The organism is Streptomyces europaeiscabiei (genome assembly GCF_036346855.1).
Lineage (GTDB): Bacteria > Actinomycetota > Actinomycetes > Streptomycetales > Streptomycetaceae > Streptomyces > Streptomyces europaeiscabiei.
The window spans coordinates 3947434-3973015 of record NZ_CP107841.1 but is presented as its reverse complement, the minus strand read 5'-3'; the positions used below and the strand labels follow the sequence as shown (position 1 = coordinate 3973015).

The 25582-nt window shown below is 67.5% G+C and carries 13 protein-coding genes; 3 read left to right on the top strand and 10 right to left on the bottom strand.

Annotation, left to right across the window (positions count from 1 at the left end; all coding sequences use genetic code 11):
- Positions 1-21: 21 nt before the first annotated feature.
- The 4 genes from drmB to OG858_RS17130 are packed head-to-tail and all read right to left on the bottom strand — an operon-like array spanning position 22 to position 11802.
- Positions 22-1890, bottom strand: coding sequence for a DUF1998 domain-containing protein (gene drmB, locus OG858_RS17145; protein ID WP_119580369.1), 1869 nt, complete (start codon positions 1888-1890; stop codon positions 22-24).
- The gene (locus tag OG858_RS17140; protein WP_086749990.1) at positions 1887-5141 is read right to left on the bottom strand and encodes a helicase-related protein; all 3255 of its coding nucleotides are present in this window, start codon (positions 5139-5141) and stop codon (positions 1887-1889) included. Before OG858_RS17140 ends, drmB begins: the two co-directional genes overlap by 4 nt.
- Entirely contained in the window at positions 5138-7042 is a 1905-nt protein-coding gene (locus OG858_RS17135) for a UvrD-helicase domain-containing protein (protein ID WP_179201179.1), read from the bottom strand. Before OG858_RS17135 ends, OG858_RS17140 begins: the two co-directional genes overlap by 4 nt.
- Positions 7039-11802, bottom strand: coding sequence for a DEAD/DEAH box helicase (locus OG858_RS17130; protein ID WP_328544741.1), 4764 nt, complete (start codon positions 11800-11802; stop codon positions 7039-7041). The genes OG858_RS17135 and OG858_RS17130 overlap by 4 nt, the downstream gene beginning before the upstream one ends.
- A 1030-nt stretch (positions 11803-12832) precedes the next feature.
- On the opposite strand from OG858_RS17130, the gene OG858_RS17125 reads away from it, so the two are divergent.
- Genes OG858_RS17125 through OG858_RS17115 form a run of 3 tightly spaced genes read left to right on the top strand, consistent with a single transcriptional unit; the run spans position 12833 to position 16860 of the window.
- Positions 12833-14986, top strand: coding sequence for a helix-turn-helix transcriptional regulator (locus OG858_RS17125; protein ID WP_119580373.1), 2154 nt, complete (start codon positions 12833-12835; stop codon positions 14984-14986).
- Between the two features lie 3 nt (positions 14987-14989).
- Complete coding sequence (locus OG858_RS17120; protein ID WP_086749995.1) at positions 14990-15985, top strand: hypothetical protein; 996 nt, start codon at positions 14990-14992, stop codon at positions 15983-15985.
- Positions 15982-16860 (top strand): DUF6339 family protein, encoded by an 879-nt coding sequence (locus OG858_RS17115; RefSeq protein WP_328544742.1) that lies wholly within the window; start codon positions 15982-15984, stop codon positions 16858-16860. The genes OG858_RS17120 and OG858_RS17115 overlap by 4 nt, the downstream gene beginning before the upstream one ends.
- 50 nt (positions 16861-16910) lie before the next feature.
- Here the strand turns inward: OG858_RS17115 and OG858_RS17110 are convergent, their stop codons facing one another.
- The 6 genes from OG858_RS17110 to OG858_RS17085 all read right to left on the bottom strand — a co-directional run bounded on the left by OG858_RS17110 (position 16911) and on the right by OG858_RS17085 (position 25537).
- Entirely contained in the window at positions 16911-18293 is a 1383-nt protein-coding gene (locus OG858_RS17110; protein ID WP_119580376.1) for a DNA cytosine methyltransferase, read from the bottom strand.
- Between the two features lie 11 nt (positions 18294-18304).
- Complete coding sequence (locus OG858_RS17105; protein ID WP_119580377.1) at positions 18305-19300, bottom strand: DNA cytosine methyltransferase; 996 nt, start codon at positions 19298-19300, stop codon at positions 18305-18307.
- Entirely contained in the window at positions 19288-19698 is a 411-nt protein-coding gene (locus tag OG858_RS17100; RefSeq protein ID WP_119580378.1) for a very short patch repair endonuclease, read from the bottom strand. Before OG858_RS17100 ends, OG858_RS17105 begins: the two co-directional genes overlap by 13 nt.
- A 54-nt stretch (positions 19699-19752) precedes the next feature.
- Positions 19753-22641, bottom strand: a complete 2889-nt coding sequence (locus tag OG858_RS17095) for a Z1 domain-containing protein (RefSeq protein WP_328545329.1) — start codon at positions 22639-22641, stop codon at positions 19753-19755.
- Positions 22642-22759: 118 nt separating this feature from the next.
- Complete coding sequence (locus OG858_RS17090; protein WP_328544743.1) at positions 22760-24340, bottom strand: ATP-binding protein; 1581 nt, start codon at positions 24338-24340, stop codon at positions 22760-22762.
- 177 nt (positions 24341-24517) lie between these two features.
- On the bottom strand, positions 24518-25537 hold the full coding sequence (locus OG858_RS17085) for a tetratricopeptide repeat protein (RefSeq protein WP_328544744.1): 1020 nt from the start codon (positions 25535-25537) through the stop codon (positions 24518-24520).
- Between the last annotated feature and the right edge of the window lie 45 nt (positions 25538-25582).

Here is a 25582-nt window from a genome sequence, read left to right as displayed (position 1 = left end):
GTCCCGCTCGGACAGCGCCTGCTACCGGTCCAACAGATGGGCGAAGAAGCCCAGACTCGGGCCCTCCGGTGTGCCGACGAGCAGCGCGCGGTCGAGCAGGATGTTGTTCTGCTCGCAACTCGTCTCGGGGAGCATCACGCAGGCGTGGCACGCGGCGAGATTGGTGCCGCCCGTGCCGGACGCCTCGGACTCGACGCAGAGCGGGTCGGAGGAGCACCACTCGGCGCGGTGGACGGCTGAACGGATCGCCTGGTCGAGACGCTCCGGCTCGCCTTGGGCGACGAGTCCGCCGAGGCTGCCCGCCGAGTCGCTGGTCGCGGTGTAGATGAGCACTCCCGCCATGTCGTCGGCGGCGTACAGACGCTCGCGCAGGGAGGCGGCCGGATAGCCCGCGTCCAGGCTCCACTCGTTGATGAGGACGTGGGCCAGGGTGTGCAACAGCACCATGCGAGGCGTGGCAGGGGAAGGGACGACACTGTTCGGGTCTCCAGCCCGCTGCTCCAGCACCCGCTGGTGAGCGGTGCGCATCCGCTCGACCCGTGCAGCCACCGCCGTGGCCTTCTCCCATGTGCCCAGTCGATCCTCGTCCAGGCGCAGGAAGACCCCCTCGCCACGCACCTCCATGGCCGGGAGCCAGCGCAAGGGGGAGTCGGAGAGCGGCATCTCTTTCGCTTCGGTCGTCGAGTCGGGGTCGGCGAGACGGGTGAACGCTTTCAGAGCGCGTACCTCGCGGAGCTTCTTGACCAGCATCGGCCCGGTGACGCCGACTGGGCCGAGTACGCTCTGGTCTCCCAGCGGGGTCTCGCAGACGAACTGCTCCTCGTGGGAGTGTTCGCTCTCGTCGTTGCCCGAGTGGAGACGCTCGTACTCCTTGTTGCGCAGGGCGCGGTAATGGTGGTCGAAGGTGGGACCCCCTTCGCCGTCGGGGTCCTCCTCGCGCTCCGCGTCGAGCAGCGCCATCACCTCGTCCAGGGGAACAGGACACTTTCCTTTGAAAGCGCCGTCGAGATAGTCCTCGACGCGCGCGCGGTCGTCTTCACGCTTGCGAAGCGCGTCCCAGTGTTCGGCGAGCGGATCCGCGCGACCGTTGCTCCACGGCGGGATCGAGAGCGCCGACTTCAGCACCGGCTGCCACACCGCCGAGGAACCACGCTGAAGCGTGCGCAGAGGGAGCCCGCACTCCTGGGCAGGGGCGGACGTGCCGAGCCACGGGCGGGTGCCACGACACTTGAGGCCCAGGTCCTTGAGCGCGTTCCTGCGGAACGAGCCCTCCATCGAGACTTCGGGAGCCTTTCCACAGGTGCAGGAGACGAGGATCGAGCGGAGCGAGGACGTACGCCCGGACGTGCGCTGCTTGAGAGTTCCCCCGCACTGTCCGGCTGTCGCGGCACCGCGCTCGGAGGAACGGTGCACCCACTGCCAGTACGGGAACTCGCCGAGGTGTCCGGCCTCGCAGGCGACGACGAAGCGGGAGGGGACGAGATCGACCTCACACGTGCCGCAGACGCTTCGCCCGGCCGGTGGATTGAAGTCGCGGTGTCGCTGTAGATCCTTGCACACGGGACAGGAGTGCATCAAGGGGAAGCGTCGGACCCTGAGGCCGTCCCTGCTGGTGTCGTCGGACGCGGGCGGCAGTCGGAAGTAGTCGACTTCGAGCAGGCGGGCCAGGCGCCGTTCGTGGATCCGCGGGGACTCGTGGACGCTCCAGCTCTCGTCGGCCTCGTCCAGGCCGGAGACGACGAAGGACTCGGCGTCGACGGCGATGAGTGATCCGATGCCGTACGTGGTGATCGCCTGGGCGCGACGGACCGCACCGCGTCGCGGAAAGTTGTGGGTGGGCGTGGAACCCTTCGCGCCGGTCCGGCGGCGGCGGGCGGGGGGTGGGGTCATCGGGTTGCCTCCATGAACAGAGCGGACTCGGCGTCGACGTCTCGCAGGCTCCACAGCGTGGCCCGCGCCCCGGCGTCCTCGGACTCGTCGTCGTACGCCTTCAGAAGCGAAGGTGCCCGGCTGCCCCTGCGAGGTTCGAAGAGCAGGCCGCCGTCGATGTCGGCCTCCTCGCACCACCACTCGACGAACTCGTCGAAGGCGTGGGACGCGGCCTCGACCTCCTCCGGGGAGACCGCTTCCACGCGCTCCAGGAGCACGGACCTGATGTGGCCCCGGAGAACGTGTTCGTAGGACTCGACCTTGCCCGCGCCCTCGTTGGGGCGCGCGGCCGGGATCAGGATGCGGGCAAGAGCGACGATCACCGCGTGCAGGCCCCGTTCGCGGGCGCGGGCGGAGAACGGTGTCACGGAGGTGGACTCGACCTCACGGTAGAGGGCCGAGTGGAAGTGCTGGAAGCTCTCGTAGTGGGAGCGGTCCCGAGACCGGGTCGAGTTGAGCATGACCGTGACCAGGCCGGGGTGCGCGCGGCCGACACGGCTCGTCGCCTGGATGTACTCGGCGGTCGTCTGCGGCTGGCCCATGACGGCCATGAGACCGAGGCGGTCCACGTCCACACCCACCGCGATCATGTTCGTGGCCAGGAGGACATCCACCGCGTCGTCGTCGGGAAAGCTCTTCTCGATGCCCTTGAGGCGGGTCGGAATCTCGCTGGCGTCGACCCGGCTGGTCAGTTCCGAGTAGTTGGCGATCGGGCGGACCGCCACCCCTTCACGCTCGGCGAGCAGCTCCAGATAGGCCACCACGTCATCGTGGACCTGGAGTTCGGCCGCGGAGAGCAGCCGGAGGCTGTTGAAGTAGCCAACGAGACTCCAGTACGCGTCGCGCACCTCGTCGGCGGTCTCCGCGTGCTTGGCCCGGTGCAGCAGGGTGGCGTACGTGCGGATCAGCAGGGTGGACTGGCTGGTGCCGGGCGCCAGGAGGCCGACGTAGCGCCGGCTCGCCTTCTCTTCGCGTGGGGTCTCCACGGCGAACCACGAGTCTCGGGCGTCCAGGCCTGCGGGCGGGAACTGGCGAACGCCGCGTGCGAAGAGGTGGCGACCCTGGTCGGCGGCGCGACGGATGGTCGCTGTGGAGGAGATCACCTTGGGGCGGTCTGCGAGCGCGTCCACGGCGGTCTCGTAGAGGCCGGTCAGAGTGCCCAACGGACCGGAGATCAGGTGGAGTTCGTCCTGAATGATCAGCTCCGGGGGAGGAGTGTCACCCTCCAGGTCGTCGAGGTTGAAGAGCGCCGAGGTCGCCGGGCGCCACGGCATCGACGCGAACTTGTCGACGGTGGCGATCACCAACGTGGGCCGAGCGTCGTACACCGCCTCGTCGATCAGATGGACGGGCAGGCCGTCGGCGAACTCGCAGTCCGTGCCGGGGCAGCGGACGTGCATCCGCCTGGCGTCCTCGTCAGCCTCGTAGTTGCGGGCGTCTAGGCGGGTCCCGCACCAGGGGCAGGCGTGCAACTGGACGGGGTTCTCGGTGGCGAGGCGCTTGTCGAGGCTCTTGCGTAGCTCGTCGAGCTTCTGGCCGGCCACGGCCAGCGTGTTGGGTGTGGCCGAGCGCCCCACCCACATGCCGATGGAGAACTCCTCGCGTCCCAACTCGGGCGTATGGCGCCGCATGTGCTCCATGGCGCAGAGCAGGATCGCCGCGCGCTCGAACTGCTGGAGGGTGAGCAGCCGCAAGGTGTAGCGCATGAGGACGGTGACACCACCTCCGTCCGCGCCCTTGCGGATGCGACGCAGGAAGGACGTGAGGGCGATGAGTCCGAGGTAGGCCTCGGTCTTGCCACCACCAGTCGGGAACCACAGCAGATCGGAGATCTTTCGGTCGCGGTGGTTGGGGTCGTCGATGCCTGCCAGGCAGAGCAGCATGAACGCGATCTGGAAGGGGCGCCAGCGACCACCGGTCGGGTCGGGGGCGCCGACGCGTCCGCCCTTCACCCAGGCGCTGCGGGCGCGCTGTTCGGCCATGGCGCGGTTGGCGAGTCGGAACGCCCTCATCAGGTCGGGCTTGGTCCGTAGCAACTCGATGCCCTGACGGATACGGCCGAGCGCCTCATGACAGGCGTTCACCTGGTTCCGCGCGGCCTCCTCATGGATGTCGCCCGCCAAGGCCTCCGCCTCGGCTGCCTTGCGGTCGATCCAGTGCTCGTATCCCGTGGCGAGATCCTCCAGAGCGGCTAGGACCTCGATGTCGGACTTCTCCGCCAGCCCCAGCATGGACAGCGCCGAACTGTCGATCTCCGGATTGGAGTCGGTGAGCAGCACCTCCACGGAAGGCACGAACTCGCTCCGCACCTCGGCGACGGCGGCCTTTCGGGTGTCGGTCATGCCGATCGGCGGCGGGGTCCAGTCCCATTCTGAGGCGCAGCCGTGGCCGACGGCGAAGGTCGGGGCGTGGCGGTGCAGCAGCCTGCTGGAGGCGACATCGTCGTCATGGGAGGAAGCCGGGGCGGGGCGCTCAACGAAGGCGGTGGAGCCGTCGGCCGCGCGGACGGTGAGGCCGCACTGGAACAGGCAGAACGCGTCCTGGAGCTCGCGCTCGCCGACCTGGTGGGTGTTGACGAGTGTGACCGTGATCGTGACCGTACCGGTGGTCGGGTGAGGGCGTCGGACGTTGACGCGCAGTAGGGCCCCCGCACCGAGGTCGAACTTCTTGTCGGGGGCGGGTGTTGTCACGTCGACCGTGGAGTCCGGAAGGACGAGTTCCTTGCGTCGCCACCGCTCCCGCTGCTCGGAGGTGGTGCGAGCCTCGGCACGGCGGGCCGGGATCGGTTTGCCCTCCGGGTCGGTGGGCTCGTAGACGGCCGCGCGCGCCGAGACCACGATCGAGTCGCTTATGGCAGGGTCGACCGCGAAGGTGAGGCCCATGGACGAGGGGCGGCGGGAGCCCGCAGCGCCCACCTCCTGCGCGGTGCCGGACTCCTCGACGCTCTCACCCGTGCGCAGCGGGGCGACGTCCAGGCCTTCGTGCTCGGCCTCGTCCTCACGGATCCGCTGCTCCGCGGTCGGGTCGGCCGCTCGCGGGTAGAGGACGCCGGTCAGATAGCGGTCGATCGGTGCGTCCTCGGTGAGGACCTCGCCCCGGTCCTCCGGCTCGGCGTCCGAAGCGGGACCGAGAAGCTCGCGGCGGAGCCCCACCAGCAGTTCCTCGTCCCGGATCCGATAGTGCTCGGAGTGCCGACCTGCCACCTGCGTCATGCGCGCTGCTCCTCGTCCTTGTCGGCCCGTCGATACCTTCCGATGCCGGTGATCCGGGGGACGATCCACGCCCCTCGGTCACCGAGACCGGCGTTGGCGCCGGCGGCGGCGCTGCCGGTCACCGTCTCCAGGGTGTCGATCCGGGTGCCGTGGATCTCGTCGGGCCACCAGGGGGCCCATGTCCTGTTCACCTTCTGCACCTGGAACAGCTCCTCCCGGAACCGCTCCGACGCCTCACCGATCTCCCTGCCGTCGTGCACCAGAGCGTAGGGCGGGCTCTGGTACTCACCCATCGGTAGATCGTGGCGCCTGCGCAGCACGACTTCCTGTCCGGGGCCTACCTGCGCCAAGAGGTACGCCTGGGTCGCCACGGCGTCGGTCCCGTGGCCGGGCGGGTTGTCCCGGCAGACGTCCCCCGCCTCGGCGACGACGCCGTATCTGTCGTACGACCGCCATCCGCCGACGTAGCGGCGGCCGTTCTTCCGGCCGCCCGCTCTCTTGAGGATCGGCAACTCGGGCGGCTGCGCGTGGTACAGGTCCTCGCGGGCGCGAGTCATCGCCACGTACAGGGCTCGGGCCTCGGCGGGGAGGTCCAAGTCGTCCTTGTACTGCTTGCGCAGTTCGGCGACGGTCGGCGGGGTCAGGACGATCACCCGGTCGAACTCCAGGCCCTTGGCCCGATGCACGGTGGAGACGACGATGCGCGCGGCCTCCGGGTCGGCCGCCTCGTCGGGGAACCTGCCGTCGGCGACCGAGCGGCGCAGCCGCTCCAGATCGAGCACACCGCGGCCGGCCGAGCGCGCGGCCCGCAGCAGCACCGGCCACAGGACGGTCACGTTCGGCTCGTACGGCAGCGGGATCTCCGCGAGCAGCGAGTGGAACCGGTCCTCGGTGAGGCCGGTCGCCTCGGTGCGGCGCAACAACTCGGCCACCCAGTACGGCACCGGCCGTTCTTCGAGGGGGCGCCGCAGTCGGTGCTCGACGTCATGCCCGTGGAGCAGGTCGGAGACCACCAGGGCCTGTCGGTTGTCGCGGGTGAGGATCGCGCAGGTGTCGGGGAAGGTCCGCAACCCGTCCAAGGCGAAGGGATCACTGAGGTCGCCCAGGTTGTTCGCCGGATCCAGGAGCAGTTCGCGCAGCTCGTCGTAGCGCGTCGCCGCTTCGTCCGCATCCGTCACCTGCTGGAGCCGGGGACCGTGAGCCAAGGCGATCCGAGCCTCGGGGGTAACGGCTCGGAAGTTGTGAGTGAGACTCAGTTCCACGAGTTCGTCGGGGTACGAGCCGCGCAGCCAGTCGAAGAACCGCCCGGTCTCGTCGGCGCGTTCGGCCAGGTCCTCGATCTGGAAGCCGTAGACGGACTGGGCGGCGTCGCCGACGACGGTGAAGCCACAGCTGTCCTGGTACCGGTCGAGCAGCGTCTCCACCAGCTCTCGACGCCCGCCCACGAGGTCCTGTACTTCGTCGATCACGACATGGGCGGGCGGGACGGCATCACCGACTTCCAGCGTCCCCTCCTCGACCGCCCGGGTCGCGGCGCCGATCCGCTCGTCGAAGCCGACGGCACCCCACTCGCCGTCCGGGTGCGCCTGAAGGAGCACCCCGTACGCCCAGGCGTCGAAGGTTTGGGTGCGCACCCGGCGAGCCCGCTCCCCGTGCCGGGCGATGCGCTCCCGCAACTCGCGGGCGGCGGCCCGGGAGAAGGTGAGTACCAGGATCTCGGCCGCCTCCAACGCCTCGTCAGGGTCGTCGTGGCCACACAGCGCGTCGAGCCGGCGCACCAACGTGTGGGTCTTTCCCGCCCCGGCGCCTGCGGTGACCAGAACACGCGCGTTCCAGGGCTGCTCGACCACGGCCCGCTGCTCATCGGTGAGCGGCGGGCTGTCGAGGTAGGCGTCGGTCACTTTCTGCTCCAGAGATGTTCGAACTGGGTGAAGGCGAGTCGGGTGTCGAAGTTCGCGATGTTGTCGCTGACGTTGAGGATCAGGCAGGTGGGCTCGCCGCCATTGAGCGGACCGCGCAGACCACGACCGATCATCTGCTGGTAGACGTTGGTGCTGTAGACGGGCCGGGCCACGACCACGGCACGGGTGGCCGGAGCGTCGAATCCCTGGGCGAGCACGCCGTAGTTGGTGAGCACCCGGATACGTCCGTCGCGGAACTTCTCGATGCGCGTACGGCGGTCCTGCGCGCTGGTCGTCGCGTCCACGGAGGCCGACCGGATCCCCCGGTCGTTGAGCATTGCCGCCAGGTACTTGGCATGGTCGACGGAGGTGGCGAAGAGCAGCGTCGGCCAGTCGTCGGGCAGCTTGGCCACCGAGTCGACGATGCGCCTGCTGCGCGCGTGGTCGTCGGCGAGCCGCTGTTCGGCGGCACGGGAAAGCATCGACATCCGCTCGGCCTGAACCTTCTCGTCACGGGTCAGTTCGATCCGCCCCCCTTCCAGGGTGCGGTGCTCCACCTGCGCGAGCATCCCCCACTCCTGGAGATCCCGGTACGGATCACCGGACGGGAAGACACCCTCGTCGAGCCGCCGGTTCCCGAAGCGCCCCACCAGACGGCGGGTCTCCTCCTCGTTGGTGTTGCGGAAGGGCGTGGCAGTCAAGCCGAGCAGGTGCCGACCGGTCTCGTACTGGGTGAGTCCCAACCGGCTCAGGATCTCGGTGTACCGCTTGGAGATGGCGGTATGAGCCTCGTCCACGATCACCAGCGCGGCCTGACGCAGCCACACGTACTGCTCTGTGTCCAGGCAGCGCTCCAACTTGGCGTCGGTGGCGACCACCAGGTGGGGGTGGTCGACGACGTTCCCGACCTCGTTGCCGCTCCAGAGCCGACTGATGGTCAGCGGGCGCTCTGCACCCACTTTGCTCCAGACGAACTTCCAGCTCTGCACGGCCTGTTCGCACAGTTCCTCGGTCTGCGCGATCCACAGCAGCGGTCCGTTCAAGTCGCCGACACGCTTGACCCAGCGGATCACAGCTTCGGCGGTGACCCGGGTCTTGCCCGCGCCGGTCGGCAGCGACAACATGCCGCGCTGGGGAGCGAGGCGGTCGAGCATCGTGGTGATGTTGCGGACCAGGTCCTCCTGATACTCGTGGAGGCTCGGGAAGTCCCGAGGGCCCTCGATGGTCTCGAACGGTGGCGGGGTCGGGGTCCGCGAGCCCGCGAAGGACACCGGGAGTTTCAGGTCCGACACAAAGGCGATGGCGGACGAGGATCCGCTGTAGGACACCGGGGCCTCAGGGAATCGTGCCTGGATGTCACGAGCGTGCTGATGGAGAACACCGTCGCCATGGGCGTTGAAAGCCATCTGCGCGATCCGCCGCCCCGATGGCTGGACGCCGTCGGCCGCCAGTAGTTCCGCTTCCATCAACCCTTCGGGGAGACCGACCCGGAGCGCTTCCGCGCCGACCAGCAGTTCGATCTTGGTGACCACGTCCTCCGTCTCGCGTACGGCTTTCCGGGCCGCCTGCATCGCACTGTCCCGGGCCATCCGGTCCTGGTGTTCGAGCACGGCCCGGCAGCCGGACGCGCCGAGGCCCAACCCGAGTTCGCGGTCGATCAGGCGGAGCATCGGCTCGGGATCCAGCGGGACACGAACCTTGACGGTCCCGTCCTGGCGGACGGCGTCCAGCGGAGAGGCCTGTGTGCCGTTGGGCGTGCGGGTGACCTCCTCCAGCTCGGTGCACCTCTGCACCAGGCTGTTCCGGTTGGAGCTGTTGAGGTGTCGGCGCAGGCCGGGATACAGCTCGACCAGCGGCACCGGATCGCCCTCGACCACCTCACGGGTCTCCCGGCTGATCACGTCCGCGAAGCGGAGCATGCCCCACTTCTCGACCATCAGCTCGGCGTCCCCGACGGTCGGCACGAGCAGCGCCGGGAGCTGCTCGGCGCGGAGCGCCCGATACTCGGCGGTCCCGACGGCGAGCGTGATCTCGTCGTCGGGACGGGTTCCCCAGGTGTCGCCGATCCGGCAGCGGGTGAGGGAGTCCTCGGGGAAGTCCGCGCCGAACCGGGTCAGCATCACGTAGGTCGCGCCGACGAAGGAGTCGTCCTCGCTACGGGACACCTCGTCGAGGAGCGCCTCCCAGCGGTCTGCGGGAACATCGTCGACCGTGGTCGGAAGCCGCAGCTTGCGGGCCTTCTCGGCCGACAGGTCGGCGACCGGCAGTACGTCGCGATAGGCAGCGAGCTGGGGTCCGACGGCTTCCTTCAGCGGTTTGATTCCCTGGGAGGTGGCGACCGTGCCGTACTTACGCAACATCCAGCGGATCGGTGAGATCACAGCCTGTCGGGTGCTGCTCTGCGCGCCGATCTGACGCGTCCAGTTGTCGACCACGGCATCGTCGGGAAGTGCTTTCAGGAAGGCGGCACGGGACTCGTCGGAGAGTGCGCGGAACAGGTGGAGCGGGCCCCCGATGGCGGCTCCCTCGACCTTCATCCGGCTCAGCGAAGGGCGAGGTGCGTGGCTGTCCAGGCCGCGCAAGTAGGCGGAGTGGACAGCTTCCCGATACTCCTCGAACCAGGCCTCGTCCTCCGTCGGCCGTACTCCCGAGGTGGGCCGTTCCCGCAGTCCTACCTGGGCGAAGAAGGAGACATCGTCGGAGTGGAACGCCATGTCGACGGCAACGGTCGGGTCACGTCGCGCGTCGACCACCGTGCCCGGAAGCATGCAGTTCTCCATGGGGCGGAACCTTCCGTCGGCGGTCCGCACGCGCAGCGTCGAGCCGGGCGTGGCGACCCGCTCCAGGACCTTGAGCGCCAACTGCCGGATTCCGGCCCGACGGAACAGCTCCCAGAATCGCTGCCACTCAGCTTCCCCGTAGCCGTCGAAGCCCTGGTCGAGGACGCTGACGAAGCGCCCTTCGACGTCGGCCTCGCGGATTCCGAGAACGTCGAGGGCATGGGCCAACGACGGGTCCTGAGCGAGTGCGTCGACCACATACACCGTGGACTCGCGCAGCCCACCTTCTTCCGCACGGCGAAACACCTGACCGCGTACCGACGGGACCAGCCCGTGTTCCTCGGTGAGCACGATGTGCGCCCTGCGGGCCTCCTCCGCGTACGGTGAACCAACCTCGATCATGTTGGCGAGGATCCGGATCGCCACGGCCGAGGCCTCGGCGCTGCCGCTCTCGACCAAAGCTTCCAGCCATGCACGGACATCCGCTCGCTCGTGCCTGGCAGCGTCGAGGATGTGCTCGACCTTTCCGGAACGCAGGGAGTCGGTTTCGACGCTCGGGTGCAGCCAGTTCGAGGGGCGACCGGGGCACTCGTGCCACATCCGCAGCCAACCGGCCAACCTCTTCAGGTCCTTCTTGTCGAACCGGGGGTGGACGCGCAGTTCGGCAGGGGCGCGCAGCACACCGTCCTGGTCGGGCAGCGACGGATGAGTCGCGGCGCGAGCCCAGATCTCCCGGGTCAAGAACTCGTCCGCCCAGCTGATCGCCTCCTTGACTCGTCCGGGGAGCAGGGGGAGGTAGGCACCAGGGTCCTCGGCGGGAGAAAGTGCGGGAAGTGAGTCGACGACCAACGCCGCCGATACCCTGATCATCTCCTGGTTGAAGGGTGAGGAGTCGAGCAGGTTCTGCCGGTCCTCGTTGGTCTTCCACGCTCCGTTGAGGATGCCGCTCAATGACATCTCGTACTTGGTCGGGAAGAAGGACCAGAACCTGCCGCGGCCACGAATCTGCGAGTTGACGTACAGCCCGGTCTCCGGGTCCTTCCGCAGAGCGGGGACACCCCAGGAGAGGTCGAGCGAGAGACGGTCGTGGAGTTCACCCGCGTCCGCCTGGGCCGCCGGACTGGGTGTATGGGTGCCGGTGAACACCCGCCAGCGGATGGTGTTGGCCTTCCCGGTCCTTTCCTCCGTCACGGTGTGCAGGTCGCCGGTCTGCCTCGTGGTCAGGATCCGGCGAGCCGGAGGAAGGTGACGACGATCTTCGAGGACGACCTTCGCCACGTGCGGTGAGAAGAGCTGGAAGCCCACGGGGAACTCGTCGCGGGACTCGCCGTGCTCCTTGGCACGTCCGCCGTGCATGTCCAAGCTGAGCCGGCGGTCCGCCTTCTTCAGCAGGGGCAGGCGTACGACGGTGGTCGCCCAGGTCAGCAGCTCGTGCAGGACGGGGTCGGCGGCGCGCTCGGCCTGCACGTCCAGAGGACGGGCCATCCGCAGCACGGGGGCGTCGAATTCCGGGCCGTAGCGAGCGGTCACGCCGGGCACGTTCTTGATTTGCTCGTACGACCAGGCGCGGTCGAATCCGAAACTTCCGGTGCTGCTGAAGAATTCTGGCGCGTCGGTCACCACGAGGACGGATTTCACGCCCACGCCGAACCTTCCGATCTGCCCCCCACGCTTTTTCGACATGCTCATTCGAAGAATGGTCTCCGCACCCTCAGGAGTGACGGGGCTTCCTTCGTTTGCGCAGTACAGATGGGTTCCCGTGAGGACGACGTGGACCCTTCCGCCGGGTTCGGCGGCGATTTCGTCGGCCGCGTTCTGGACGAGTTCGAAGAGTTGGCGATCACCGTATCCGCCCTGGGTGATGCGACGCTCTCCGTTGGCGTGCTCGGCGACGAGGCCGGGATCTACAGCATAGGTTTTAAGGACACGGGAAGATTGCTCGAGGACGGTTTCAATTACCGGAGAGAACGAAGACGACACTGGTCCTGCACTCCTAGGTTTCAAGGGCTTCGGGAAAATTTTGGGATGGGCCGGCTGCCAACTTCGTGCAGCCGGCCCACGGATGTTCGAGTGTTGCCAACGGGTGTACAAAATCACCGCTTCTGCCTGTTTGTGCAGGTGAGAGGCGGAAGAGCGCAGGTTTCGAACGGGTCTCCGGCGCGCACGGAGTGAGCACATGAAGGGGTCAGGTCGAAGAGGAGGCGTCGTCGTCGGGGGGTTCCGTACAGTCCTTCAGGTCGGGATACAGTGCCAAGAATGCGCCTTCGCACGGGTGCCCCTTCAGTAATTCCATTACTTCCCTGGGAGTGATGACTCCACGGAACATGTCCAGGATTAGCGTATCCAGCTCACGGTCGGAATCCAGGCCGTAGCTGTAGTATTCGTCCATATCGGGTACCCCTGTCGCATTCATGTCCAGGGGTGCGTAAAGGTGCAATTGACCCCTTGCGGATAAGTTGGTGTAGAAATCTCGGAAAAACGTTTTGCTGAACAAATTCACCGTAGCAGGACGAGATTCGACCTGACAAGATGTCAGATCTGACGAGAAGACACTTGCTCAAGATTGGTCTACACCTCTCGAGCGCCCCTTGGTGCTGATTTTGGACATAGATGTGACAGGCCGCTCGATTTTCTCGACTTGCGCCGAGTTTGCGAGCGGGGCGAGACTTTGCCACCACTAAAATAGTATCAGATGCCGATCGGGTGTCCACCCCAACTCCCCTTCGCCGATGGGTGATTGTCGACTTTTCGAACTTGATGGGGGTCGGTGGTCGGCCAAGGTCCGCTGCTGGCCGGATCGGGGGGCGTGAAGGTCCGGGTTGTCCACTTGTGTGTGAATTTCTGTCCATGAACCTCCAAAACCGGACAATCCGGATCCTGCTCACCTAGGTGATGTCGATGGTTCGCGCTCGATCAACTGTTGGTTGACAGTGCTCACAGCGTCAAATTAACCTCCTGGTCAGTCGCCTGCGAGCCGCACGTGACTCCGAGGGGAAGAACAGGTGGCACGTTGGACACAGGTGAGGAGTTCGGGCCCTGGTTGGCTCGTCAACTTAAGCTCGCGGGGAAGACGCAGGCCGAACTGGCTCAGGAGCTCAACCTGACTCGGGCCGCCATCTCTGCCTGGATCACCGGGCGGTCGACTCCCCGCCCGACTGTCATGACGGAGATCGCCAAGGCGCTCGGCACGGACGTTGGCACGGTGCACACCCGCACCACCGATACCCAGGCCGGTCTGCCGACCACCTGGTACCACCGTCCCGGCTATCCCGACGGGGGCCGTGACCTGGGCAACGCCGCGGCCTTCGCGTTCGACGCCGACGTCCAGGTGCTCGCCCGGGAGACCTGCCAGAACAGCCTCGACGAACGCCGCATCGAAAGCGGCCGACCTGTCAGGGTCCGCTACACCCTGCATGAGTTGACCGGAGAAGCGCTCGACGCCTTCCGCGAGGCGATCCTCTGGAACGACCTCTTCCCCCACTACTCCGCCGTCTCGGAGAGCGCGGGAAATCAGAAGGTCGGCCGGGTGGTGGACGCCGGAGTGCGCGACATGTACGAGAAGGGCCGCCTGGTCCTGCTGAGGGTCGACGACTACAACGCGTCAGGACTCATCGGCGACGACTACGCGGACGGCAAGTTCGCCGCTGTGGTCAGGCGGCAACTGGAGAGCCTCAAGTCGGGTCATGGAGCGGGTGGTTCGTACGGCTTGGGCAAGGCGACCCTGTGGGCCACGAGCGCCTTGGGGCTCGTGCTCATCAATTCGACTCTGTCCGTACCCCATGAGGGGCGTACGGAGCGACGGGTCATCGGACGTCTCGAACTGCCCTGGCGCGAGGTCGACGGCAAGCCGTACGCGGGCCCCGCCTGGTTCGGGCGTCCCGATCCCGACTCTCCCGGCGCGCGGGTCGCCCGTTCCTGGTGGGCGGACGAGGAGACCGTCGCGCGTCTGCATCTTGCCAGGGAAGGCGACGAACCCGGGACCTCGTTCCTCATCGTCGGCGCGCACGACGTGGCCAGCCTGGAGGAGAGCAGGGCCGACATCGACGACGAGAACCTGGACGAGGAGGGCACCAAGGACACCCGGGACATCAGCAGGATGCACCAGCGTCTGGTCGAGGCACTGGGGCGTGACTTCTGGGCTGCGATGACCGGTGGTGGTACCAGGCTTCCCCTCCTGGAGGTATCGGTCCAGGCTCTTCGCAACGGCAAAGTGGTTGTACCGGAGAAGCAGGTCGACCCATCCGTCGAACAGCCCGCTCGGACCCGTGCCCTGAGGGCGCACTACGAGGGCACCACCGTGGATCGGCTTCTTGAGGCCGGCCAGGTGGCGGCGCGAAGCGTTCCGCTGAAGCTGCCGCTGTCCGGAGGAGCCCGAGGGACCCTCGGGACACACCAAGCGGTCCTGTTGGTCACCGACCTGACCACCGACGCCGAAGGCGAGGGTGGAGTAAAGAACCAGGTGCATTCGCTACGGGGCAACCGCATGACCGTCAAGACGGCCGGAGTCCCGAACCTGCCGCTCGGCACGAATCCGTTCCAGGCGGTTCTCCTGGTGGGCGAGGCCGCCGGCGAATCGGCCCCCTTCGCGAAGGACGCCGAGGAATTCCTGCGTGCGGCGGAACCACCCGAGCACGACCGCTGGGGGCAGACCGAGGAGCTGAGCCTGCGGTGGTCGCCTTCCGCGTACCGACGGATCAACATGCTGACCACAGAGGTCAACAGCGCGGTGAGAGAACTCGTCGCGCGGCCGAAGCGCGGCAGCGGTGAAGGCGGTGAGGCTCTGCGCAAGGCGTTGACCGTGAAGACGAGGCCCAAGGCTAAGGCGCCCTCCGGGCCGGTGGTTCCGGTCCTGGACGTGCTCGATGCGACGGTTGGCGATGACGGGGAATGGCGGATCACCGGGGAGGTGAGCATCCCGCGCGGTGACGAGATCGTCCCGATGGTGCCGGTCGCCCAGCTCGACGTGCGCTCGGGTGGCCGCCCGAAGCTGGACTGGGCGGAGCTGGTGGCCGTCGAGGGCTGCGAGGTGGAGGACGGGATTCTGCGTTTCCCGCCCGGCACCCGTCGCGCGAAGTTCCGAGGATCCACCGATGTCACCAGCCACCCGGTCAGGACCACACTCACCCGCCTCGTGCTCGAACTCCGTGCCGGCAAGGGGGAGTGACGCGTGAAGATCTACCCGTACAAACGACTCAACCGTCCGGTCACTCTCAGAGCGACCTCCGTTTCCCTAAGACTCTCGGACGGTACGCGCGACCAACTGGAGACCACCGCATACTCGACCCAACAGCAGGCGGTCGCACTCGGCATCGCGGGTCGCAGCGACTGGGTGAGCGCCACGATCGGCCTCTCGGCGACGCTGCCGCCCGGGGCGAACGCGCCGGACGTGGCCTGGTCCGACCTGCGAGTCCTCGCCGTTCTGACAGACGGCGAGACCAATGTCCGCACCTCTGTGGACCTCACACGTGACGCGGAGGACGGCCATGACTGGTCGGGCTCCCTGGAGGTGCTCCGTGACGATCACCTGGGTAGGGCCTCCCTCGCCGTCTACGCCGTCGGGACCGTGGACGGAATACACGGACGGTCGATCGCGGAGACCGATCGCAGCTGGATCGTCGACACGGTCTCCGACGAGCCGGTCCGTGGGCTCCAACTGGACGTTCAGAAAGCCTCGTTCAAGAAGAGTTCCCGGGCGTGGCTGCAGGCCTACGCGGACGTGCCCTGGGTCGTGGATGCCTCGGCGAGAGTCCCCACCGTGTTCGTGAACACGGATGTCGAGGGCGTCATCGGGTTGTTGGACAGCAGCGGCTCCGGCGTGGACAGCAAGGTGCGTGACCTCCTGGTCGCCCAGATGGCCACCGACGTCTGGACCGCGGTGTTCCACGGTGCGATCGGTGACCTGGAGGTGGGACCCGGCGGCAGCCCGGTCTTCCCGACCGACTGGCAGGGCGAGGTGTTGCGGGAGATGCTCCCGGACGTGCTTCCCGGCGTACAGGTCGAAGAGGCCCTACGGCAGGTTCATCGCCGCCGTACCGGAGATTCGGGCTGGGTGGAACTCCAAACCCGCATCCACTACGCGGCGGTCCGCCGTGCGGACGCCACCAAGGCGCTCGCCTACGCCATCCGCAGTCTGGAACAGATGAACCGAGAGAGTGAGACGTGATCACCCCACCGAACCACGTACCGGAGCGCTTGGGGCTGCTCTCCACCTCGGCCGTCGACCCGTTCCTCACTGAGGAACTGCTCAAGGGCGAACATGTGCATGGCGGCATAGATCTCGCCAAGGTGGTCGACCCGCTGTCCGAGGACGACGCCAGGTGGTCGGTCGAGCCGATCCGGAGCCTGGTGGAGGACGCCATGTTCGAGTTCCGGGCGGACCGGACCCGAGCCGACGCGTGGCTCGCGCCACGGCTCCACGCCACGCTGCGCCTGACGCGGCGAGAGGCGGCGGACAAACGTCTGTGGAACCACATCGCTCTGGCGGTGGCTCCCGACTACGTGGTCTGGCGCCACCTTTCGGAGCCGACGGCGAACAAGCCGGGAAGGCGCGTCGCCGCAGAGCGCTTCCGGGGTCCTGCGGACCGGCAGTGTCTCTCGCGCCTGTGGTGGGCGGCTGAGCTGTTCAGGAACGGGGCGGACTACGAGCCGGTTGTGACAGCCTGCGGAAACCAGGACCTTATCCACAGCGTTCTGAGGAAGGAGCTGATCGACCACCGTCCCACCGCTCAGGCTTTGGTCCGCCTACTGAAGAGGGGGCTGGTCACCACCGGGCGAGAGGTCGAGGGCCTCAGCGCCGCGATCAATGCTGCCGGCGCAACCCTTGTCTACGACGTGCTCGCGCCGGACGAGCCTCGGAACTCGGCCGGTTTGCGAAGGTGGATCGCGGAGGCGGGATCGGCGCAGCCGGTGAGTCGGCGCGAACTCCCGGAGGGGCCCGACGAGGAGCCGGTGCCTGAGGAATCCGTGTCCGCGCTCACCGAGTACTTTGCGGAAATGTTCGAGACCGCGCCGGTCAGGGGACGGAAGAACGCAGATTGATCAGACGGGGAGCGTGTCTGTGAAGGATCTTCACGGACACGCTCCCCGTGCTACTCCGATGTCTCCGAGTTGTTCTTGTTGCTCTTGCGTGGGCGCTCGGTGGAGGGTGGCGGTGCCTGATCCTCGGGTCGTGGGCACATGTCCGTGCAGGCATCGGCGGCCCCACAGCCTTGACTTCGCAGCTTCGCCCGCTGTTCCTCCGTGGCCGGCTGCCACGGCTCCCTCAACGCATCGGGATCCAGCGGGGGGAGCCCGAGTGCGGCGCTCAGCAGGTGCGCTCCGAACAGAGGCGGCACGGCGTTGCCCACCTGCTGGGACTGTGCCTTACCGGACCACGGATAGTCCGGCGGGAAGCTCTGCAGCATCCCCGCCTCGTTCATGCTGAACCGCGCGCCCTCGTAGACGATGTTCGCGTCGAGGTGTTGGAAGACCACGAAGCGGGAGATGCGACCGGTGACGGTGAACGCGGGCTGTCGATCGCTCCGTACCCCGCGCCTCCCAGGGATCCCGGAGCTGCCGTAGTTCGAGCGGACGAGGAAAGGAGTGGCGCGTCCCGGATGTGTACCCACCGGGTCGGCGAGCACGTCACCCATCGACCTCCAGGGTCGCAGGCCCTTGTCACCGGTTTCCCCGCGTTCTTCGGTTCCTGGTGTCGTGCCCTCGTCGAGGGTCGGCTGATGAGCCTGGCCTGTTGAGGCCTGGTCGTCCTCGCTCCTACGGTTCCATTCCTTCGCCTCGTAGGAACGGTGGGTCGGCACGGGAAGCGAAGGCGCGGCGAGCCCTTCACGACGAGCGATCAATACCGCGCGGGATCGCTTCTGAGGCACGCCGTAGGTCTCGGTGTCGAGGCGGCCGACAACGACCTTGTACTTGGTGCCGTCCGGAAGGCCCGCCCCCTGTAGCACCTTGGCGTAGTGGAGCCAGAGCTCTTCGACCGCGGGGACCTGCTCCAGGACGATGACGTCGTACGGGCGCTTCTCCCGGTTCGGGCTCCTGGTTGCCTGAATGGCGTATCGGAGGGGTTCAAGGACCAGCGCGGTGCGGGGATCGCTGAGAGTCTTCAGATCCTCGTCGATCGCCTCGTCGGATTCGCCCGCCGTCAGTCGCTCGATGTACTCCTTGACCTTGTTCAAGTTCTTACGCCCAGCGCCGTGCCCAGCCACCGAGTAGGTCTGGCAAGGAGGCCCGCCGGCCAGCACATTGATCTCCGGTGGCAGTGACTCGAAGGCATCTCTACGCACCGCGCTCACATCGCCGTGAAGGGTGTCCAGCCCAGCCGCGTACCGCGTCAGACAGGCGCTCTTGTCCCACTCGATACCGAGACTCGGGATGTCGAGCGCGTGTCCGGCGACATCCAGTCCTCCGGGCCCCGCGAAGAGATCCAGGACAAAGGGTTTGTCGAGGATGGACTGGTGTGGTGCCGCGCTGGTCATGTGGCGGAAGTCTAGCCGGCCGCAGAGGCTGCTGGATCCCCATTCAGGGCCTTGGCGATGGCCCGGCCCAGAGCCCTTCCGACGGGCGGCGGCGTCGCGTGCCCGATCTGACGGTACCGGGCGGTCTTGAGCCCTGCGATCTCCCATGTTTCAGGGAACCCCTGCAGTAGCGCCGCCTGTGCCGACGTGATTTTCACCATGTTGTCCCTGCCAAGCTCGGGGTTCCACACGAAATCCGCGCCGGGGATCTCGTCACCCACGGTGTGACCGTTGACGCCCATGGTCGCCCATTTCCGCTTGGCTCCCGTCGGCCCCAGGTCAGCACCGCCCCGATTCTTCGAGCCGCCGACCAGCGTCGGAGCCGGTTGATCGGCTTGGGCGGCCCAACGGGCGGCGTCCTGCCAACCGCGTGACGCCATGGACGTTCCCAAGGCAGCGCCGACCGTCGTCGGCTGCTGCACGGTCGGTGCCGGCGGCTGGAATGCCTTGGCCTGCTGCCGCTCGACGGCTACCAGGACGCCCTGCTTGCGGTTCTGCGGTACGCCGAAGTCGGCGGCGTTCACGACGAACCAACTGAACTCGTAGCCCAGGTGTGCCAGTTCGGCTCGGGCGAAATCACGGAACTGCTGATACTCGTCCGAGTGAGCGAGCCCGGGAACGTTCTCGATGAGTATCGCCCGAGGTCTGATCGCATGGACGAGGTAGACCGTGGCCTCCAGCAGCCGCTCCTCCATACCCGAATCCGTCCGCCTGACGGTCGCGCTCGACTTCACCCGTGGTAGGCCCGCCGCGAGAAGATCGACGTCGTAGCTCACGGGGTGTTCGGACGGGTCGAAGTCCAACAGATCGGCTTGCAGTACGTTCCACCGCGGTCGATTGGTCCGCAGAGTTTTGACGGCGACCTCGTCGTCGTCCAGCAACAGGCGTGACTCGAATCCCGCCTGCTCCAGACCGAGAGCCAGACCACCCGCCCCGGAACACACGTCCACGAAGGTCAGTCCCCCCACTTTTCACGCCCCCTTGCCAGTTCTGTCAGACGCTGTTGCACAGTTGCCCCCACTCGCACGGCCACTTCCTCAGGGGCCTCATGCTCCCAGAACCGCAACACCATCCACCCCGCCGCGGTCAGGTGCTCCGTCGTCTCCCGATCGCGGGCCATGTTCCGGTCCAGCTTCTTGCGCCACCACTCCGCGTTGGACTTCGGATGCGTAGCGTGTTCTGGGCACCCGTGCCAGAAGCACCCGTCGATCAGAACGGCCACCTTGGCTCGGGTGAAGGCCACGTCGATGCGCCGCCGCGCCATGCCCGGCACCGGGTATTCCACGCGATAGCGCATGCCCGCCGCGTACAGCAGGCGCCGCACGGCCAGTTCGGCGCTCGTGTCCTTGCTGGCCTGGCGGGACATGCGTGCTGAGACGCCGGGCGAGGAGGGCCTCATGTCGTCCAATGCTGTCAGGCCTCAAGAATCCATGCTGTCTCGGCCGATGACGACCGCATCCGGCCGGCTCGAGTCGATTGCACGGAACCGGACCAGCGGGCGCTCGGATCCCGCCGACGACTTCGGGGCAACGAAGGAGAAGGCCATCACGAGGTCACCAGGGTCCAGCGCCCCGCCGGAGGTGAGTCGGGGCTCGGACTCGACCACCGGGTAGAGCAACAATGCGCCTCGGCGCGGGCGGACGTGCTGCTCGACCGTTGCGTTACCAGCCGTCTCGACAGCGCCTGCGACGCGCAGGGCGGCGGCGCGGTGCTTGGGCTCGCTGAGCGCGCTGAAGAGCGAGCCCCGTCGGCGGGTACGGCGGGCCGGGGTGAACGGGCCGTGCCCCAGGATGCGGGCCTCCACGCGCCTGGCGGAGGTCTGCAAGGGCGTGATCACGAGCCAGTCGTCGATCGTCGTCGCCTGCTGCCCTGCCCCGAGCAGGAACTCCAGGTGCGGCGAGAACTGGCTCGGAATCGACCACTGTAGGTCGCACAGCACCTTTGTGAGGGTCTCGTGCGAGACCGCCCCTACGCGCGCTTCGTACATGGGGCCGTCCCCGACCGAAAGACGCACAGGGTTCTGGCCCAGCGCGGCGAGCACCGGCTCCCAGCACTCGGTGTTGTGTGCCAGCCCCTCCGGGGTTTCCGGGTAGGCGGTCGGCTCCACCCAGGACCCGGGTGACCGTACCTCCACCAACTCCGTGTTGAACATCTTGTTCCGAGCCGACGGCTTCACCCACGGCAGATGCTGGGCCACCAGCGGCGGGATCTGGGCGGGGGTGACCTGCGGGCGGCCGTCCACCAAGGGGGCGTAGCGGGCCAGCTCGGCGCGGAAGAGTTCCTCGTCTCGGCAGATCGCCTCGAAGGCCTCGTACAGGTCGACCGTCTTGGCGTTGCGGCCGCGGCCGAGGGCCTCCTCTCGGCCGATGTAGAGGCGCACGAGGTCGCGGTAGCCGGGCCGGAAGCCGAACCAGCGGCCCATCTGCATCAGGGTGTCGGCCTGTTGCGTCGTGCGGCGGTAATACGTGATCGTCAGGCCCTCGACGGTGAAGCCACGGGACAGCTTGGTGCCGCCGACGAGGATCTTCCAGACGTTCGGCGTGCGGTCGAAGTCCAGGTCGGGCTGGGCGTAGTCGCGCTCGCTCTCACCATTGATGACCATGACGGGACTGCCGCCCTGGTTGATGAGACGGCGGGCCTGAGAAACATACGGCTTGAGGTCCGCGTAGGTCGTGGGAGTGGGCAGGGAGCCGTCCGCGTGGGTGTGGAAGTCCTTGTCGAAGAGGGATGCCAGGCGTGTGTGACCCTCCGGGCCCGTGTACGCGGCGTTGTGCCACATGGTGTTGATGCGCAGGGCGAGCGCCGCGTGTTCGGCCATGCGGACCGATTCGTGCACGAGCATCGTGTGGTGCCGGAACGATTCGGAGGGGACGCCGTGTTCCTCCCGGTAGAGCTTCAGAGCGCCGGTGAGGACAAAGGCGTCCAGGGCTTCCTGGAGTCGGTCGCCCGTGGAGTCGTAGATACCTCGGACATGCTTCTTCTCGGCCTCGCCTTCGCTGTCGTCGACGGGGTCCAGGTCGTGGAAGTCCTGAACGCCCATGTAGCCGGTGGGACGGGGAAGGGAGATCAGGAAGTCGCGTGGGAAGAGGTCTTCCTCGTCGCCCGGGTCGATGAACACGTTGGCGAAGGGAGTCGCGGTGTAGCCGACGTACTGGGCGCGTGGCAGGAGCTTGAGGAGCTTGCTGATCTGGCCGTTGATCGCGGTGCGGGTGACCTTGCCGTCCTCCCACTTCTTCGGGTTCGTCGTGTTCACCGAGGCCTGGTCCGACTCGTCGTCGATGATCAAGGCCGGTATCTCGCCGAGGATCGGGCCTATCTTCTTGAGGTCTCTGACAAGCTTCTCCAGCACCGACTTGTTCTTCTTCACGACCATCACGCGGGCGCGGGCCGCATGCAGGTTCGCCGGGTCGTACAGGGGACGGGTGCGGTCCGGCTTCTCGAACTCCAGGGCACTGATGCCGCGCTCCAGTGCCATGTAGTCACGGTCGCGAGAGGTCAGACGCTCGATGTCGAAGGCGCCGAGCACGGAGGGGCGGGCACCGAACGAGACGAACTTCGTGGGCCAGTCCTCGTCGTCCTGGTAGTCGATGTCGACCAGGGCGTCCGGGTCGGTCGGGTCGGCGGCGCCGAGGATGTTCTCCTGGCCGATCAGTTCCATGTCGAGGCGGCGCTGGGTCTGGCCGCGGAGCAGGTTCAGAGTGCCGCCAAGGATGATCACCAGGCGGTAGCCCGCGTCGATGGCTTTGGCCGTGACGCCGGTGAAATTGGCGGTTTTGCCGGACTGTACGTAGCCGACCACCAGTCCTCGCGCGCCGTATGGGTCGTCACGGGTGGGGTCGGCGAGCCGCTCCACGACCGCATGGGCCGCCTCATCCAGGCTGGAGACCGCTGTGTCGTTCCAGTCCTTGCGACGTAGCAGCCGCTCGTACGAAGTCCAGTAGAAAGAGCGGTTCGCTGCCTGCTCCCGGGTGTACCAGGGCTGGAACTCACGGCTGATGGTGACGGGACCCGGTTCTTTGTGGACCGGGACGGCCACGTCGAGCGCCTTGCGTAGATCCGCGCCGAACGCGAGCTTGTCGTAGACCTCGGTGCGGCGCTCTGGAGTGCGGGGCGCGGTGGCGGACCAGGTGGGGGACTGTTCAAAGTCCCAAGCAGTGAGCTTGCGGCTCCAGAGAGCGAAGAGTTCGTCGCCAGTGCCCGCAGTCAGGATGCGATCCCGGAAGTGGGACATGTTCATGTCGGCCGGTTCGTCGGTGTCGGCCAGGACGAAAGCCAGCTTGGCGAAGTGCTTGGGGCCGCGACGACTCATCGCGTCCAGAACCTCGCCGTGGAGATCGGTGAGGTGGTCGGGGGCGGGCGTGTTCTCGGCGGTCACGGCGGCTGGTGGCCTCTCTGACGTACGGGAGGATGCGAGGGAGAGAGGAGGACTAAGCCTCGGCGCGGGCGAGTTCGGCCTGTACCGCGGCGACGAGCACGCTGTTCCACAGGGTGACCTTGTCGGTCTGGTTGGCCCAGACCCGCTCCTTCTGGAAGATCTCGTTGAGCATCAGATAGAGGAGGCTCTTGAGGACCGGGGCGTCGTTGGAGCCCCCGCGCCGCCCGCCGTTGAAGGCATGCCGGTAGTCCTTGTTGAGGACGACCAAGCGCTCCTTGTGGTCGATAGTGAAGAGCAGTTCGGCGGAGTCGACACCGGGCGGAACATCGAGCCTGGCCCAGGTGAAGGCGATGGGGTCGTCGCCCTCCAGTTGCGGCAGCTCGTCCCGCAGTGTCCGCTTCAACTTCGGGTCGATTCCCTTCCCGGGCGGGATGACGACCGGGCGCTTGACCTCGGTACGCCGCTTGGCGGCTTCACGGTAGGTCGCCTCGGCATCGTGGACGTACTCGGTGAAGGTGTGGCCGGTCGTGGGGGCGACCGCCTGCTCGAGCCCTCGGGCGAAGGCCGGGGTCACCTGGACGCCGTCCTTCTTGACGGTCAGGGCGAACACGTCGTTGGGCTCGGGCGGCAGGTCCACGGCGATCCGGGCGAGGGGGAGGTGGCCCTCCGGGCTGCGGGTGTCGTTCCAGCCGCCGGCTTGGACAAGCCGGTCGTTGCGGTACAGGTAGAAGCCCTGGCGTTCGGCGAGCGGGCCGATACCTCGGTAGGCCACGAGCGGCGACTTGGGCGGCCATATGTGAGCCGTGAGCGCGACGTCGCCGACGCCCTCGACGGGGGCGACATATGTACGGGGATAACCGGCGCGGCCTGGAACGCGGTAGCCGAAGGGGTCGATAGGTTCCACACCTCGGTGGTCCAACTCCTCCCGGGTGTGGACATCCTCGACGACGATGTCGATGTTGAAGTCGTCGCGGGCCAGAAAGCGGTGGAGGTAGAGACCCAGGTGGGTTTCGAGCCGTTCGATGGCGTCGTTGAGGTAGCGGTCGGTCTGCCCGGCCGTGATGGTCTCGAACGCGCGGACATGATCCCAGCGGATGATCGCGCCGTGCCAGCCGATGACGCCGTCGTAACGGTCGACCAGGTTCTGGCAGTACGTCGCGTCGACGATGTCGCAGGTGAAGTCGGCCTGCGCGCGGGCGGTGAGCCAGCGGCGGCCGGCCGACGGGCTGCGCTTGGTCCGGCTGATGACGGTGAGTGCGTCGGCGTGCGAGAGCGAGGCCGCCTTCAGCCCGGCGCCGAAGTGCCCGAGGGCGCCTGCGGCGTACACGGCGCGCCCGCCGACCGTCATCGCCGTGTCCAAGTCCGCCTCGTCCATGCCGTGGCCGTCGTCGATGACGAGCAGGCCGACGAGGCGGTCTCGTCCGCCACGGTCGCCGGTGTCCCGGACGAAACTCACGACGACGTTGTGGGCTCCTGCGTCGATGGAGTTGTCGATCAGGTCGGCGATGGCTGCCTCGAAGCCGTAGCCCTGGTGCGCGAGCGACTCGAACGACCTGGCAGCCGGTGGGAGCCGCTTGCTTCCGCTGGTGGGTACGTCGAACTGCCAGTCCGAAGACGGCTGGTATGGCGGCATACGGGTGTTCCTCGCGGGCGGGGACATGCCCGGAATGTGTGCGGGCATGCCAATTCAGCTGTTGGACGTGACACTAGCGCGAACGAGTTGTGATGGAGTGGCGGAATTGGAACAGCTAGGGCCGAAATTCCGATAAGAGTTCCAGTGGCCGAACCAGGCAGCGGAGCACTGCTGGGATCAGACTTCCGGGCTCCCGTGGCACGTCGTGTACGCGTCACCCGATCCGCACCAACAACCCGCCCCCCGCTGCGGCGGCCACTCCACCGCCAACCCCCGCGCCGCCAGCGTCGTCGCGTACTGCGGTAGCAGCGTCGCGTCGGCCGGGGACGAGCCCTCCGAGGCGGCGAAGGCTTCGTACGACGGGACCGTTCCCGTGACGATGCCCAGGTTCGGGGTGCCTGAGGAGGAGAGCTCTCGTAGCGAGGACTCTATGGTCGCGAGGTGTTCCTCGTGGGACGGGTATTCGGTGGAGAGGCCCGGGTACGCCGTTACCAGTTCGCTCAGTTCGTTCGCCGGCCAGTGGAGGACCGCTACCGGGAACGGGCGGGACAGGGCCTCGCGGTACGCGCCCAACTCTGCCCGGAGGCGGGAGATTTCGGCCTGCAACTCCGCCGGGTTGTCCGAGCCCAGGGACCACACGCGCTTCGGGTCGTGCAGTTCGTCCAGGGAGACCGAGGACGAGTGGAGGGTGTCCGCCAGGGCGTCCCACTCGTCGTGGGGCGAGCCGAGCATGCGGCGGACCCGGTGGCGGCCGAAGAGCAGGGCGCGGGTGGCGTAGGGGGGCTCCGGGACGTCTGTCAGGAGGAGGGTCGCGGCTGCCGTGAAGGTGTCCTGAGCCGCTTCCAGCTCGTCATGGGATTCCAGGGCCTCGGCGACGATGACCCAGGGGGCCGGGTCCCGGGGGGCGGCTGCGCGGACTCCGGCGATGATCGCGCGGGCCTCCGCCTCGTGGCCGTACTCCCAGAGGTTGGAGGCTTTCAGCGCTCGTACGAGGTGGGGGTTGTCGAGAGGGACGGACGACGACAGTAGGCGGTCGTAGAGGGCTGTCGCGGTGGGGCGGTCGCCGGAGAGTTCCCGGTGGGCGGCGGCCTGCAGGAGCAGGTGCTCGGCGTCCTCCGGGTAGAGGTCGGCGGTCCGCTCCAGGCGTGCCGCTTCGGCGTTGTGGTCGACGTTCTCGGCAGGCGTGTCGGGGCGCATGGACGACACGGTACTGCCCGATGGGGGGCGGAGGTGAGGGACGGG